Annotated in this window: 11 protein-coding genes; 8 read left to right on the top strand and 3 right to left on the bottom strand. The window is 70.7% G+C overall.

Annotated features, from left to right (window positions below; translation table 11 throughout):
* Positions 1-7: 7 nt before the first annotated feature.
* The 8 genes from gatB (at position 8) to OHB49_RS14315 (ending at position 12,551) form a co-directional block, all read left to right on the top strand.
* Complete coding sequence (gene gatB, locus OHB49_RS14350) at positions 8-1,516, top strand: Asp-tRNA(Asn)/Glu-tRNA(Gln) amidotransferase subunit GatB (RefSeq protein ID WP_329160665.1); 1,509 nt, start codon at positions 8-10, stop codon at positions 1,514-1,516.
* 78 nt (positions 1,517-1,594) lie between these two features.
* A complete protein-coding gene (locus OHB49_RS14345; RefSeq protein ID WP_199919182.1) occupies positions 1,595-2,884 on the top strand; it encodes an SLC13 family permease in 1,290 nt (429 codons plus the stop codon).
* A gap of 141 nt (positions 2,885-3,025) precedes the next feature.
* Positions 3,026-5,134 (top strand): phosphocholine-specific phospholipase C, encoded by a 2,109-nt coding sequence (locus tag OHB49_RS14340; RefSeq protein ID WP_329160661.1) that lies wholly within the window; start codon positions 3,026-3,028, stop codon positions 5,132-5,134.
* 231 nt (positions 5,135-5,365) lie between these two features.
* The gene (locus OHB49_RS14335; protein ID WP_329160659.1) at positions 5,366-7,585 is read left to right on the top strand and encodes an MMPL family transporter; all 2,220 of its coding nucleotides are present in this window, start codon (positions 5,366-5,368) and stop codon (positions 7,583-7,585) included.
* A 79-nt stretch (positions 7,586-7,664) separates the two neighbouring features.
* Complete coding sequence (locus OHB49_RS14330) at positions 7,665-8,219, top strand: GNAT family N-acetyltransferase (protein WP_030971306.1); 555 nt, start codon at positions 7,665-7,667, stop codon at positions 8,217-8,219.
* Positions 8,220-8,304: 85 nt separating this feature from the next.
* Positions 8,305-8,928, top strand: a complete 624-nt coding sequence (locus tag OHB49_RS14325) for a hypothetical protein (protein WP_329160655.1) — start codon at positions 8,305-8,307, stop codon at positions 8,926-8,928.
* 256 nt (positions 8,929-9,184) lie between these two features.
* Positions 9,185-9,358: a hypothetical protein gene (locus tag OHB49_RS14320; RefSeq protein WP_199919181.1), complete on the top strand. Its 174-nt coding sequence runs from the start codon at positions 9,185-9,187 to the stop codon at positions 9,356-9,358.
* 58 nt (positions 9,359-9,416) lie between these two features.
* On the top strand, positions 9,417-12,551 hold the full coding sequence (locus OHB49_RS14315) for a helix-turn-helix transcriptional regulator (RefSeq protein ID WP_329166473.1): 3,135 nt from the start codon (positions 9,417-9,419) through the stop codon (positions 12,549-12,551).
* Between the two features lie 64 nt (positions 12,552-12,615).
* Here the strand turns inward: OHB49_RS14315 and OHB49_RS14310 are convergent, their stop codons facing one another.
* The 3 genes from OHB49_RS14310 to OHB49_RS14300 form a co-directional block, all read right to left on the bottom strand.
* Entirely contained in the window at positions 12,616-12,882 is a 267-nt protein-coding gene (locus OHB49_RS14310) for a DUF6191 domain-containing protein (RefSeq protein WP_037852177.1), read from the bottom strand.
* A gap of 12 nt (positions 12,883-12,894) precedes the next feature.
* A complete protein-coding gene (locus OHB49_RS14305; protein ID WP_443079524.1) occupies positions 12,895-14,145 on the bottom strand; it encodes a PQQ-dependent sugar dehydrogenase in 1,251 nt (416 codons plus the stop codon).
* Between the two features lie 87 nt (positions 14,146-14,232).
* Positions 14,233-15,189 (bottom strand): aldo/keto reductase, encoded by a 957-nt coding sequence (locus tag OHB49_RS14300; protein WP_329166471.1) that lies wholly within the window; start codon positions 15,187-15,189, stop codon positions 14,233-14,235.
* Between the last annotated feature and the right edge of the window lie 39 nt (positions 15,190-15,228).

The raw sequence follows: 15,228 nt of genomic DNA, 5'->3' as shown, positions 1-15,228 counted from the left end.
TTTCACCGTGACTGTCACTGACCTGGTGCCGTACGAGGACGCCCTCGCGACGTACGACCCCGTCATGGGCCTGGAGGTCCATGTCGAGCTCGGCACCAAGACCAAGATGTTCTGCGGCTGCTCCACCGAGCTGGGCGCGGAGCCGAACTCGCAGACGTGCCCGACCTGCCTCGGCATGCCCGGCTCGCTGCCGGTCGTCAACGCCATCGGCGTCGAGTCCGCCATCAAGATCGGTCTCGCGCTGAACTGCGAGATCGCCGAGTGGTGCCGCTTCGCCCGGAAGAACTACTTCTATCCGGACATGCCGAAGAACTTCCAGACCTCGCAGTACGACGAGCCGATCGCCTTCGACGGCTATCTGGACGTCCAGCTGGAGGACGGGGAGATCTTCCGGGTGCAGATCGAGCGCGCCCACATGGAGGAGGACACCGGTAAGTCGCTGCACGTCGGCGGCGCCACCGGCCGTATCCACGGCGCGTCCCACTCCCTGCTGGACTACAACCGTGCGGGCATCCCGCTCATCGAGATCGTCACCAAGCCGATCGAGGGAGCGGGCGCGCGCGCCCCCGAGGTCGCGAAGGCGTACGTCGCCGAGCTGCGCGAGCTCATCAAGGCGCTCGGCGTCTCCGAGGCCCGCATGGAGCAGGGCCAGATGCGCTGCGACGTGAACCTGTCGCTGCGCCCCAACGGCACCGAGACGTTCGGTACCCGTTCCGAGACGAAGAACGTGAACTCGCTGCGTTCCGTCGAGCGTGCCGCCCGTTACGAGATCCAGCGCCACGCCGCGGTGCTGAACTCCGGCGCCAAGGTCGTGCAGGAGACCCGGCACTTCCACGAGGAGGACGGCTCCACCACGGCCGGCCGCATCAAGGACAACGCCGAGGACTACCGCTACTTCCCGGAGCCGGACCTGGTGCCCGTGGCCCCGGCCCGCGACTGGGTCGAGGAGCTGCGCAAGGGGCTTCCCGAGCTGCCGCGGGTACGCCGCAACCGGCTGCGCGAGGAGTGGGGCGTCTCGGAGTTCGACATGCAGTCGATCCTCAACGCGGGCGCGGTCGACCTGATCGTCGCCACGACCGAGGCGGGTGCCCCGTCCGACCAGGCCCGCAAGTGGTGGATGGGCGAGCTCGCCCGGCAATCCAACGAGACCGGTGTCGCCCTGGACGAGCTGGCGATCACCCCGGCGCAGGTCGCCCGGGTGACCGAGCTCGTCGCCTCCGGCGACCTCAACGACAAGCTGGCGCGCCAGGTCATCGAGGGTGTCCTCGCGGGCGAGGGCGACCCGGACGCAGTCGTGGAGAAGCGGGGCCTGAAGGTCGTCTCGGACGAGGGCGCGCTGGGCGCGGCCGTGGACGAGGCCATCGCCGCCAACGCGGCCGTCGCGGACAAGATCCGCGGTGGCAAGGTCGCGGCGGCGGGTGCGCTCGTCGGCGCGGTCATGAAGGCCACCCGCGGCCAGGCGGACGCGGCCCGGGTGCGCGAGCTGATCCTGGAGAAGCTCGGCGTCGAGGGCTGAGTCCTTCGCGCAGCTGCGGCTGCGTACGTATTCAGGTGAAGGGGCGGTGCACCCGGCCAACGGGTGCACCGCCCCTTCATGATTCCTTGCGCTTCCGGAGAGAGTCCGCTGAACACCGTCACCGCCGAGATCGTCTCCGTCGCGCTGCTCCTGGCGGTGCTGGCGTTCGCCGTCGTACGACCCCGGGGGCTGCCCGAGGCGACGGTCGCCGTACCCGCCGCCGTGCTGGTGGTGGTCCTGGGCGCGGTGCCGTTCGCGGACGCACGGGCCCAGATCGGCAGCCTGCTGCCGGTCGTCGGCTTCCTCGCCGCCATTCTCGTGCTGGCGCAGCTCTGTGCCGACGAAGGACTGTTCACGGCCGCCGGCCATATGGTCGCCCGCCTCTGCGGGGGGCGGACCGAGCCGCTGCTCGGCGGGGTCTTCGTCGTGGCGGCGCTGATCACAGCCGTTCTCAGCCTGGACGCCACGGTGGTCCTGCTGACGCCCGTCGTCATCGCCACCGCCGCCCGTGTCGGCGCCCGCCCCCGCCCGTACGTCTACGCCTGCGCGCATCTCGCCAACTCGGCGTCCCTGCTGCTTCCCGTCTCCAACCTCACCAACCTGCTGGCGTTCACCGCGAGCGGCCTTTCCTTCACCCGCTTCGCCGCGCTGATGTCCCTGCCGTGGCTGGCTGCCATCGCCGTCGAGTACGTCATTTTCCGCCGCGTCTTCGCCGACGACCTGGCAGCGGGCGCGCACCCGCCGGATCCGGACGAGGAACCGACCGGCGTCCCTGTCTTCACGCTCGTCGTCCTCGCCCTGACACTGGCGGGCTTCGTCGTCACGTCGTTCGCGGGCGCGGAACCGCTGTGGGCCGCGCTGGCCGGAGCGACCGTCCTCGGGATCCGGGCACTGGGACAGCGGAGAACCACGGTCAAGGGGCTGGTGCACGCCGCCAACCCGATGTTCTGCCTCTTCGTGCTGGCCCTGGGCGTCGTCGTCGCGGCCGTCGTCGAGCACGGTCTCGGCGCCGGGATCGGCGCGCTCCTGCCCGACGGTTCGTCACTGCCTGCGCTGCTGGCGGTGGCCGCGGTGGCGGCGGTGCTGGCCAACCTGATCAACAACCTGCCCGCGATCCTCGCCCTGCTCCCGGTCGTCGCGGCGGCCGGGCCCGGGCCGTTGCTCGCCGCCCTGATCGGGGTGAATCTCGGGCCGAACCTCACCTATGTCGGCTCGCTCGCCACTTTGCTCTGGCGCCGCATCCTGCACACCCACGGCGCCGCGCCCGACCTGGGCCACTTCACCCGGCTGGGGCTGCTGGCCGTACCGCTGACATTGGCCGCGTCGACGGTCGCGCTGTGGGGAGCGCTGCATACGATCGGGGTGTGACCGGTACCGCGGACGGGCAGGTGCTTCGGGCTCTCCGAGGCGGCCTGCTGGACGTTCACCGCCGGGCCGCGCGGTGGTCTTTCTGCCGCCACTTGGCTTGATTAGTTTCCCGGCTGTACGACCGGACTCGGGAGGCTCAACTTGACCACGGACATCTCACGGCGACGACTCTTCGCGCTCGGCGGCGGCGCCCTCGGTGCCGCGGCGGCCGGGTCGCTGCTGCCGCCGTCGCTGCAGGCCGCGCTCGCCGCGCAGCCGGCGCGCTCGGCGGGGTCCGGCGGGCTCGGGGACATCAGGCACGTGGTGATCCTGATGCAGGAGAACCGTTCCTTCGATCATTACTTCGGGACTCTGCGCGGCGTACGCGGCTTCGGCGACCGCAACGCGATCGAACTGCCCTCCGGCAAGCCCGTCTTCGAGCAGCCGGGAGCATCGGGTACCTCCGTGCTGCCGTTCCCGGTCCGGGACGCCGCCGCGATGCAGAAGAAGGACCTCCAGTACATCAGCGCCCTCGACCACTCCTGGAGCGGCGGCGGCAAGGCGTGGGCCGGCGGCTGGATGAACGGCTGGGTGACCGCGAAGACGGCCGCCACCATGGCGTACTACGACCGCCGCGACATCCCGCTGCACTACGAACTGGCCGACACCTTCACGGTCTGCGACGCCTACCACTCGTCCATCCACACCTCCACCAGCCCCAACCGAAACCACCTGTGGAGCGGGAAGACGGGCTTCGAGGCGAACGGCAAGCGGGCGGTCGGCAACGACGCGTACAGCGAGGGCACCCACCCGGGATACGGCTGGAGCACGTACGCGGAACGGCTGGAGAAGGCCGGGCACAGCTGGAAGACGTACACCGAGTGGGAGAACTTCACCGACAACCAGATCGAGTTCTTCGCCACGTTCAAGGCGATCGCCCGCAAGGCGCTGGCGAAGACCGGCGGCCACACCTACATGGAGTCCTTCTACGCGGCAGTCCGTGACACGGACGACGCGGCGGAGCGCGAGCGGCTGCTCGGACTGCTGGAGGACGGGGTCGCCACGCTCACCGAGGCCGAACGCAGCCTCTTCGAGCGAGCGCTGCGCCGGGTCGAGACCGGCACGCTGGCCGACGCGTTCGCCGAGGACGTCGCGGCGGGCACATTGCCCGAGGTCTCCTACCTGGTGCCGTCGGCGGTCGACTCCGAGCATCCGAGCGTCTCCTCCCCGATCCACAGCGCGACGATCGTCTACAAGGTCCTGGACGCGCTCGGCAGGCACCCCGATGTGTGGCGGCACACCGCCGTCATCATCAACTACGACGAGAACGACGGCTTCTTCGACCATGTCCCGCCGCCGGTCGCGCCGCCCGAGGTGACCGATGAGCAGTGGGAGTCCAAGCCCACCGGCCTCGGAATGCGCGTGCCGCTGCTCGTCGTGTCGCCGTGGACCGTGGGTGGCTTCGTCTGCTCCGAGGTCTTCGACCACACCTCCGTGATCCGATTCCTGGAGCGGTGGACAGGCGTGCAGGAACCGAACATCAGCGACTGGCGGCGCACGGTCACCGGTGATCTGACGTCGGCGTTCGACTTCACGCGCGGACGGCGCCGGCCCGAGGTGGAGCAGCCGGGCGTCATCCCGCCGTTCAGCGGACGCTGGGCGCCGAAGCCGCCCGCCGTCCAGCAGATGCCTGTACAGGAGCCCGGTGTCCGGCCCGCCCGTCCGCTGCCGTACCAGCCGGACGCGCAGGCGAAGATCGTGGACGGGGCGGTGCGGGTCGCCCTCAGCAACACGGGCCGTTCGTCGGCGCACTTCGCGCTCTACCCGTACGCGGGCGAGTTCCCCGTCCCGCAGCACCGGGACGTGAGGGGCACGGCGATCTGGACGGTGCCCGTTACCGGTGAGGCGTACCGGTTCACGGTGACCGGGCCGAACGGCTTCCGCCGCGAGTTCGCCGGATCCGCCGAGGGAGGACCCGAGGTCGCCACCTGGGTCGACGTCCACGAGCGCGATCTGCACCTCACCCTTCGCAACACGGGGCGGCGGACACTCACCTACACCGTCCGGCCGCTGGGCTATGTCGACGAGGCAGACCTGCGGGACTGGACGAGGACGATCAAGGTCAAGCCGGGGCGGAGCCGTACGGTCGTCCACTCGGCGGCCGACGCGCACGGCTGGTACGACCTGGCCGTCACGGTCGACGGGGACGATGTCTTCCGCCGACGGCTGATGGGACACATCGAGAACGGCCGGGCGAGCGTCTCCGGCTGACCGGAACGGGCCGTCGTGGGTGTGCCGAACGGGACGGGGACGCGCGGGAGGGTGGGAGGTGGCCGGGACACCGGGCATGTAAGGGAATAATCAGACACTGTGAGCATCGCCACGAAAAGGGCAAATGATCAACAGTGGCTGCCAGAGTGACGGTTCTCAGGTCATGTGTTCTTTGCGGGCTGTTCATCAGATCTCCCGAAAAAGATCCACGAACCACCAGGGAGCACGTCGTTGGCTGCCATCGCCCGCTGGTGCATCACGCACCGTCTCCTCGCTGTTCTCATCTGGCTCCTCACCCTCGGCGGCGCGGCCACCGCGGCGGGCATGGCGGGTTCCGCGTACTCCAACGACTACGAGGTGCCCGGCACGGAAGCGGGCAGGGCCACCCAGCTGCTCAAGGACGGCTTCACGGACCTCGGCGGCGACACCGACACCGTCGTCTGGCACACCACCGGATCCACCGTCCGGGCCACCGACGTCGTACAGACGATGACGCGGACACTGCACGCGATCGAGGAGCTGCCGGGTGTCGGAGACGTCACCGGCCCCTACGGGGCCTCGGGCGTCGGGCAGATCAGCGCGGACGGACACACCGCCTACGCCACGATCACCTTCGACCAGCAGGCCGACGACATCCCGGTGCAACAGGCCCGGACCGTCGTCGACACCGCGAAGGAAGCCGCCGGTGACGGGCTCCAGGTGGAGGTGGGTGGCTCCGTGGCCGCCCTCACCGAAGCGTCGTCCGCCCACCTCAGCGAGGCCATCGGGGTGGTCGTCGCCGCGGTCGTCCTCTTCCTCGCCTTCGGTTCGCTCGCCGCCAGCCTGCTGCCCGTCGCCACCGCCCTCGTCTCGGTCGGAACGGCGTACGCGGGCATCGTGCTGCTCGGGCACCTGATGACCGTCGCCGACTTCGCCCCCATGCTGGGCATGCTGATCGGGCTCGGCGTCGGCATCGACTACGCCCTGTTCATCGTCACCCGGCACCGCAGAGGGCTGCGGCGCGGTCTGCCGGTCGCCGATGCGGCGCAGAACGCCGTCACGACGACGGGGCGTGCCGTCGTCTTCGCCGGGGCCACCGTCTGTATCGCACTGCTCGGCATGCTGATCCTGCAGCTCGGGTTCCTCAACGGCGTGGCCATCGCCGCGTCGCTCACCGTCGTGCTGACCGTCGCCGCCTCGGTGACGCTGCTGCCCGCACTGCTGTCGTTCGTCGGGATGCGGGCACTGAGCCGGCGCGAACGCAGACAGCTCGCCGAGCAGGGACCGCAGCCCGAACTGCCCCCAGGCTTCGCCGCGCGCTGGTCAGCCTTCGTCGAACGGCACCCCAAGCTGCTCGGCGTGGCCGCCGCCGCGGTGATGCTGGTCCTCGCACTGCCGACGTTCTCACTGCATCTGGGCACCTCCGACCAGGGCAACAACGCTTCGTCGTCGACCACCCGGCAGGCGTACGACCTGCTGGCCGACGGTTTCGGGCCCGGCGTCAACGGGCCGCTGACGATCGCCGCGGAGCTCGACGGCGCCGACGACCGGCTCGCGATGGACGCACTGCCCGCCACGCTGCGTGCCACCGACGGGGTGGCATCGGTCAGCCCTGTCACGTACAACAACAGCGGCGACACGGCGTTCGTCACCGTCGTCCCGAAGTCGTCGCCGCAGTCCCAGCAGACGAGCGCCCTCGTCGACCGGCTGCGCACGGACGTCCTGCCGCACGCCGAGGAGAACACCTCGCTCCGGGCCCATGTCGGCGGGGTGACAGCCGGCTACGACGACTTCGCGCAGGTCATCGTCGGCAAACTTCCGCTCTTCATCGGGGTCGTCATAGGGCTCGGCTGTCTGCTTCTCCTACTGGCCTTCCGGTCGATCGGCATTCCGCTGAAGGCGGCCGCGATGAACGTGGTCGCCGTCGCCTCCTCGTTCGGTGTCGTCATCGCGATCTTCCAGTGGGGGTGGGGGAGCGAGCTGCTCGGACTCGGCAGCGCCGGCCCCATCGAACCCTTCCTGCCGGTAATCATGGTGTCCGTGCTCTTCGGGCTCTCCATGGACTACCAGGTGTTCCTGGTCGGCCGGATGTACGAGGAGTGGCTGGAGACCGGCGACAACCGGCGGGCGGTCCGGGTCGGTCTCGCCGAGACCAGCCGGGTGATCAACTCCGCCGCGGTGATCATGATCTCGGTCTTCCTGGCCTTCGTGCTCAGCGGGGACCGGGTCATCGCGATGTTCGGCATCGCGCTCGCGGCGGCGGTGGCGCTCGACGCCTTTGTCCTGAGGACGCTGCTGGTACCCGCGCTGATGCACATGCTGGGTGGTGCGAACTGGTGGCTGCCGCGCTGGCTGGAACGGCGGCTGCCGCGCATCAGCATCGAGCCGCCCGAATGCTGGGAGACACATGCGAGGATTTCCGGGGCGCGCAGCAGCGAGGACGACGAATCGGTCGCTCAGCGCGTCCACTGAGATCTCATGCGGTCTCTTGGGGCGGACCTCTCGGGGCCGACCTCCTGCGACCGACATCGAACGACATCGAAGGAGCATGATGTTCGCGGTATCCCTGGGTGACGACGGTGCGGAACTGCGCCCGCTGGAGATCTGGCAGGCGGAGGAGTTCCTCGCCCACATCGACCGGGCACGCGAACTCGTCGACCCGTGGATCCCCTTCGCCGCCTTCGCCACCGATCTCGAATCGGCGCGCGCCCTGCTGCAGCGGTACGCCGACAAGCAGGCGGCGGACACGGGTCGGCTGTACGGCATCTGGCTGGACGGCACCCTCGTCGGCGGCGTCCTCTTCCGGATCTTCGACACCGAGTCCGGGAACTGCGAGGTCGGCTGCTGGCTGGAGTCGGCGGGGGAGGGGCGCGGCCTGGTGACCCGGGCGGTGCGGAAGCTGATCGACTGGGCGGTCGAGGAGCGTGGCATGCATCGTGTGGAGTGGGTGGCGTCCTCCGCCAACACCCGCAGTGTCGCGGTCGCGAAGCGGCTCGGGATGACGCGCGACGGGGTGCTGCGCCAGAACTATCCGTACCGCGGAGTGAGGCACGACTCGGAGATATGGTCCGTCCTGGCACCCGAGTGGCGCGCTCAGCGGGGCTGAGGCGGGGCGGAGGAGCCGGGCGGGCCCGCCGGGCCGGCCGTGGCCGTTAAGGGCGTTCTCATCCGGGCCGCCTAGCGTGCGGCCCATGAACCCCACGACTTCCAAGACCCCCATAGCTCCCACCGCCGAAGGCGACCACGAGGAGAAGGTGGCGGACCACCTCGACAAAGGGGCGATCGAAGCCGAGGGCGAGCGAGCGGTGAGCGACGGCAGCGGCCTCGACGCCGACGCGGACCGGGACTCCGACCTGGACCACGACCTCGAGGACGACTTCGAGGACGACGACTCCGACCGGGGGCCGTCCGGGCTTGCCGCGGCCGCCGCGGCCGTTGTCGCCGCCGGCCTCGGCGTCGTCGGTCTCACCGGCGCCTGGACCGGCCGGGTCGTCGCCGAGCGCGAGACCCTGCTGGGACAGATGAAGACCGCCTCCGGCGGCTCCGTGGCCCGGCAGATCTCCGAGATCTACGGTGACGCCTGGCACTCCACCGCCCTCGTCAACGGCCTCTTCGCCCTGCTGGCCCTGCTCGTCGGCGTCTTCGCCCTGGTCCGCCCGGCCTTCGGCGCACCCGCCAAGGATCCGCAGCCCGGCTGGGTCCGCGCCGTCGCGACCGCCGGCATCGCGCTCGGCGTCCTCGGCGTACTGATCTCCGTCGGCATGTACTTCGACCTCATCGTCGCCCTGCCGGCGGCGAGCGCAGCCGCCGGCTGAGAGCCACGATTGAGCAGTACGCAACAACCAGCGGTGCCCTAAGGCATCCACTCGGGGGGCCTAGGTCCGCATGCGGCAACCGTCGCGTGCGCCTAAGGCCCCCACTCCGTAGAGATGCGGAACTCGCCCGATGTGGCGACACCCCCTGGGAGACGACAGTAGAGGCACGGCAGAAGCCGGGCCCGGCAGATCCGGGCCGGCACACCGACTGCCCCTCCACAGGCCTCAACAGGCCGTCGTCATCCGGGAGAAGCACATGTACGCGTACGAGCTCCACAAGATCCACGAAGCCGAACTCCTCCGCAGGGCCGAGCTGGAGCGCGTCGTCCGGCAGGCCCGCCGAGCCCGCCGCGCCGCACGCCGGTCAGGGCGCCAGGAGGACGAAGGGGTGGTGAGTACGTTCCGGAATCGGTTCGTCCGCGCCGCGTGACGAGCGTGCGATGAGCGCCGATTTCCTTCCCACCGCCACCGTGTCGGACCCATGTGCGATGCTCGGCGGCGTGGAGACCAGGTCCGTCAGTCCCGTGTTCGTCGGCCGCGCAGGCGAACTCACCTCGCTCACCGATGCGCTCGCCCGCGCCACCGCCGGGCTTCCCGGCCTTCCGGGAGCCCCGGGCGGAGAGCCGCAGGCGCTGCTCATCGGTGGCGAGGCGGGCGTCGGCAAGACACGGCTGGTCGAGGAATTCCTGACGGCGGCCGGCCGACGCGAGGCCGTCGTCGCCGTCGGCGGCTGCGTCGAGATAGGCGCCGACGGGCTGCCGTATGCCCCGTTCTCGACGGCGTTGCGCGCCCTGCGCCGCACCCTGCCCGACGAAATGGCCGCAGCCTGCGCCGGACAGGAGGGCGAACTGGCCAGGCTGCTCCCCGAACTCGGCGAAGCCGACCGGGACGCCACCGACGAGCACGGAACCGCCCGCCTCTTCGAGCTCACCGCGCGGCTGCTGGAACGCATCTCCGCCGACCGGCCCGTCGTCCTCGTCCTGGAGGACCTGCACTGGGCCGACGCCTCCACCCGGCACCTGCTCGCCTATCTCTTCCGCACGCTGCGCAGCGGCCGCCTCGTAGTGGTCGGCACCTACCGGGCCGATGACATCCACCGCCGCCACCCCCTGCGCCCCCTGCTCGCCGAACTGGACCGGCTCCGCACCGTCCGCCGGATCGAACTCGCCCGCTTCAACCGCGCCGAGGTCGGTCGCCAGCTCACGGGCATCCTCGCGGCCACCCCCGAACCCGACCTCGTCGACGAGATATTCGAACGGTCCGACGGCAACGCCTTCTTCGTCGAAGAGCTCGCCTGCAGCCTGGAGTGCGGCGACAGCTCCGGACTCTCCGACTCGCTGCGCGACCTCCTTCTCGTCCGTGTCGAAGCGCTCTCCGAAGACGCCCAGAAGATCGCCCGGATCGTCGCCGAGGGCGGCTCCACCGTCGAGTACGGACTGCTGGCCGCGGTCTCCGGCCTCGCCGAGGACGATCTCATCGAGGCGCTGCGCGGAGCCGTCGGCGCCAACCTCCTGCTCACCACACCGGAGGGCAACGGCTACCGCTTCCGGCACTCGCTGGTCCGCGAGGCCGTCAGCGACGATCTGCTGCCCGGGGAACGCTCCCGGCTCAACCGCCGCTACGCCGAGGCGCTGGAAGCCGACCCCACCCTCGTCCGCGCGGGTGAGCGCGCCACCCGCCTCGCCAGCTACTGGTACGGCGCACACGATCCGGCCAAGGCCCTCCCCGCCGTGCTGAAGGCCTCCGTCGAGGCCCGCCGCCGCTACGCCTTCTCCGAGCAACTGCGGCTGCTGGAAAGGGCCATGGAGCTGTGGGACGACGTCCCCGACGAGGTGCGCCGCACCCTGCGCCCCATCGACTACGCCGAGGTCTACCCGGCGTGCGGCTGCGAACCGGACACCACCCCGCTGCGCTACCTCGACCTGATGGCCGAAGCCACCGTCGCCGCCCGCTTCGGCGGCGACCGTGAACGAGCCCTCGCCATCTCCAAGAAGGCCATGCGGATCCTGGACGGCGAGGCGGACCCGCTGCGTGCCGCCTGGTTCTGGGTCCAGCGCTCCCACTTGGTGCAGGCCCTCACCCGCGGTGACGGCTGGCAGGAACTGGCCACGGCCCAGGACCTGGTCCGCGGTCTGCCACCGTCCGCCGTCCACGCCGACGTCCTCATGAGCGTGGCCGGCTGGGGCGCCCTGCACCGCCCCGGCGCCGAGACACTCGCCGCCGCCGACCGGGCCGTGGAGTACGCCCAACTCGTCGGCGACGAGTACATCGAGCTGCACGCCCGGCTCACCCGAGGCTGGCTCACCGCCGACGCCGGCGCCGTCGACGAGGGCATCGCCGAGATGTACGCCGTCCGCGACCGCGCCGATGAACTCCACCTCGTCGGCATCATGGGCCGCGCCAGCATCAACCTCCCCTCCACACTCGAAGCGATGGGACGCTCCCTGGAGGCCGTGGCCGCCGCGGACCACGGGATCGAGGTCTGCCACCGCCACGGCATCCCCGACACGGAGGCCTGGGTCCGCTCCAACCAGGCGATGTCGTACTTCTCCCTCGGCCACTGGGAGGAGAGCCAGGCCACCATCGACGTGGCCGCCCGGGCCGCCCAGTCCCGCAAGGCGCACGGCCTCGTCGCCTCGCGCCGCACCGAGCTGGCCCTCGCTCGCGGTGACCTCGCCGAGGCCGAGGTGCAACTGGCTCTGAGCCAACGCTACTTCGGCTCCCGCGACCCACAGCCCCAGCACCTCATCGCCCCGGTCCGTCACGCCGTGACCCTTGCCGTACAGCAGGGCCGCCTTCCCGAGGCGCGGGCCGCATTCGAGGCCCAGGCGGAACTGGGCTTCCCGCCCGGCACCCAGCGGTACGCGCTGCCCCTGCTCCAGATCGCCGCCACGGCCGAGGCGGACGCCCGTGGCCTGCCCGCCACTGAGCCCGGGCGTCCGGCGATCCTCGCCCTGATCCGTAAGCACCTGAAGCAGTTGCCGATGCTCGTCCCGGTCTGGGCCGCTCACGGTCTGCTGATCAACGCCGAGCTGGCCCGCGCCGAGGGCACCGACACCCCCGACGACTGGTCCCGTGCGGCCGCCGCCTTCGCCCCCCTGCACCGCCCCTACGAACTGGCGCAGGTCCACCACCGCTGGGCCGAAGCCCTCCTCATCGCCTCCGGCGACCGGCCCAGGGCCACCAGCCTCCTGCGCGACGCCCACAGCACCGCCGAACGGCTCGGTGCGCGTCCGCTGACCGAGACCATCGAGCTGCTGGCCGGCCGCGCCCGCATCACCTTCGCCACCTCGGTCGACGAGATCCCGACCGCCGTCACCGTCCCGGCCGACGACGCCACCATGGACAGGGCGGCGGAGCGCGAGCACGCCGAGGAGCAGCTCCAGGCCGCGGCGGCCGCGGCGGTGGAGTCATTCGGGCTGACGCGGCGCGAGCAGGACGTGCACCGGCTCGTCGCCGCCGGGCACACGAACCGGAGGATTGCCGAGGAGCTCTACATCTCACCCAAAACCGCGAGCGTGCACGTCTCCAACATTCTCGCCAAGCTCGGCGTCTCCAGCCGCGGCGAGGCGGCGGCGCTCGCCCACCGCCTCCGTCTGTACCGTGCCCACGAGGTGTCCTAGCCGGGTGCGGGTGCGGGTGCGGGTGCGGGTGCGGTGGAGGTCCCCGCCGCCCGCCCGTCTGTCGTCAATCGTCGGACGGGGTTGATGCAGCGTCCCCGTTCCTGTTCCCGTCCGTGTCCTCGTCCCCGTTCCCGTCCGTGTCCTCGTCCTCCGGCTCCGGAAGGCGGACCGTCACTTTTCCCGACGCGAGGTCTATCGGGCCGCGGCCGGGATCGCCCACGCCCAGGTCCACCCGAGACAGCTCCAGGCGTTTCTGCTCCTCCGCGGCGTGCTTGCGGCCCGGGGCAAAGAGTTCCTCGAAGAAGTTGAACACCGGCTCGCGCCCTTTCACCTGCCGTAGCCGCTACCGCACCTCCAGCACCAGGGCTCTGTCGTCTCCCGGTTCCGGTGTGCCGCGGGTGTCTGTGTTGCTCGTGACCAGCCAGAGTCTGTTGCCGCCCGCCGCGAGCACGGTGCGCAGCCGGCCGTACTGACCTTTCAGGAACGATTGCGGGGCGGCCAGAGGTTCCTTGCCCGGGTTCTCCGACAGCGGGATCCTCCAGAGTCGCTCACCGCGCAGGCCCGCCATCCAGATCGAGCCCTGGGCGAAGGCGATCCCGCTCGGGGACGCCTCGGACGTCTTCCACTGTGCCACGGGGTCGACGAAACCCTTCTTCCCGACCTTCCCCTCGTACGTCGGCCAGCCATAATTCCCACCGGGAACGATCTGATTCAGCTCGTCCCACGTGTCCTGCCCGAATTCGGACGCCCACAGCTGTTTCCGGCTGTCCCAGGCCAGCCCCTGCACATTGCGGTGCCCGTACGAATACATCAACAAGCCGGGTTCGGGGTTGCCCGGTGCCGGTCTGCCCTCCGGCGTCATCCGCAGGATCTTGCCCGCCAGGGACGCCTTGTCCTGCGCCAGGCCGGTGTTCCCCGTCTCACCCGTCCCCGCATACAGCATGTGGTCCGGGCCGAAGGCGATCCGGCCCCCGTTGTGGATGTTGCCCTTCGGGATGCCCTGCAGGATCGTGTGCGGAGCGCCCAGCTGCCGGCCGGCGTCACCGTGCTCGTCGTACCGCATGCGGGCGATGCGGTTGTCGGACCCGGTCGTGAAGTACGCGTACACCAGATGGTCCGAGGCGTACGTCGGCGAGATCGCGATGCCCAGCAGCCCGCCCTCCCCGGCGGGCGACACTCCGGGCACCGTACCCAGCAGCGTCTTGCTCCCCGTTCTCCCGTCGACCCGCGTGATCGTTCTCTCGTCGCGTGAGGACACCAGTAGATCGCCGCCGGGCAGCTCCGCCAGACCCCATGGTGAGGCGAGTCCCTCGGTCAGCGTCGATGCCACCTTCACCGAGCCCTTCGCGGGCGGCAACGAGGCCGGCGGCGGCAGGGTGGAGGTCGAGGAGGACACAGCGGGGGAGGAGGGCGGTGGGTCTGCCGTGCTCGCCGCGTCGCCTCCCGTGCTCCCTGAACCGTCGCTCGACGAGCACCCCGCCGACATGATCAGTGAGCCCACCGCGACCGCGGTCACCAACGCGCGGCGTGCAGCGGGAAACCCTCGCGGGCGTTCCACCCGGGCTCTTACGGATCCGAATACAGAAACGCGCACAGCACCGATCCCTTCAAAGGCTGCCTGACTACTGTTCTTACACCGCAGCCCCGCCCCGGGTTCCGCATGACCACCGAGTTTCTGCGCTCAGTCCCACGATCCCAGCGCCCGCGGCAGCCGCGCGATCTCAGCCAGGTCCTGTGCCGTCAGCTCCAGCGCGGCCGCCCCCGCGTTCTCCACCGCCCACCGCTCCCGCTTCGTGCCCGGCACCGGCACCACATGCGGGCCCTGGCGCAGCACCCACGCCAGCGCCACCTGTGCCGGAGTCGCCCCGTGCCGTTCGGCGATCCGCCGCAGCCCCACCACCACGGGCTGGTTCGCCGCCATCATCTCGGCCGTGAACCGCGGATGCCGGGCCCGTAGATCGTCCGGCTCGAAGCCCTGGCCCGGCGTCAGCGTGCCCGTCAGGTAGCCGTTGCCCAGCGGCATCGCCGCCAGCATCCCCACACCCCGCGCCTCGCACCACGGCAGCAGCGTGTCGAGGGCCTCCGGCGACCACACCGAAATCTCCGCCTGGACCGCGCTCACCGGAAAGACCTGCTGCACCCGCTCCAGCTGGCGAATCGTTCCGTCGTGCATCCGCGCTCCCGGCCGGCGCGAGGCCCGCGCCCCGACCGCGCTCAGCCCCAGCGCCCGCACCTTCCCGGCGGTGACCAGCTCCGCCATCGCGCCCCAGGTCTCCTCCACCGGCACCTCGGGATCGGCCCGGTGCAGCTGGTACAGATCGATCACGTCGGTCTGCAGCCGCCGCAGCGAGGCGTCACAGGCCCGGCGCACATAGCCGGGACGGCCGTTGGCCACGATGTGCTGATCGCCCACCAGCAGCCCGCACTTGGTGGAGACGAAGGCATCGGCGCGGCGCCCCTTGAGGGCCCTCCCGATCAGCAGCTCGTTGGTGAAGGGGCCGTACATGTCCGCCGTATCGAGCAGCTGGACGCCCGCGTCGAGCGCGGCGTGCACCGTCCGCAACGCACGGTCACCGTGCTGCTGGGACGCGCTGTACGCCCAGCTCATCGGCATGCAGCCGAGCCCGACCGCACCCACGGCGAGCGCCGCCGCACCGAGACTCCTGCGCTCCAACTC

Source organism: Streptomyces sp. NBC_01717 (assembly GCF_036248255.1).
In the GTDB taxonomy this organism is placed as follows: domain Bacteria; phylum Actinomycetota; class Actinomycetes; order Streptomycetales; family Streptomycetaceae; genus Streptomyces.
Note: the sequence above shows the minus strand (reverse complement) of the source record. Positions and strands in the feature narration are given on the sequence as shown.

Bases quoted from the DNA above. Each gene is read 5' to 3' on its own strand.
- OHB49_RS14325 (WP_329160655.1), top strand. From the start codon at position 8,305: ATGAACCCCACGACTTCCAAGACCCCCATAGCTCCCACCGCCGAAGGC.
- OHB49_RS14345 (WP_199919182.1), top strand. From the start codon at position 1,595: ATGATTCCTTGCGCTTCCGGAGAGAGTCCGCTGAACACCGTCACCGCC.
- OHB49_RS14330 (WP_030971306.1), top strand. From the start codon at position 7,665: ATGTTCGCGGTATCCCTGGGTGACGACGGTGCGGAACTGCGCCCGCTG.
- OHB49_RS14320 (WP_199919181.1), top strand. From the start codon at position 9,185: ATGTACGCGTACGAGCTCCACAAGATCCACGAAGCCGAACTCCTCCGC.
- OHB49_RS14315 (WP_329166473.1), top strand. From the start codon at position 9,417: ATGCTCGGCGGCGTGGAGACCAGGTCCGTCAGTCCCGTGTTCGTCGGC.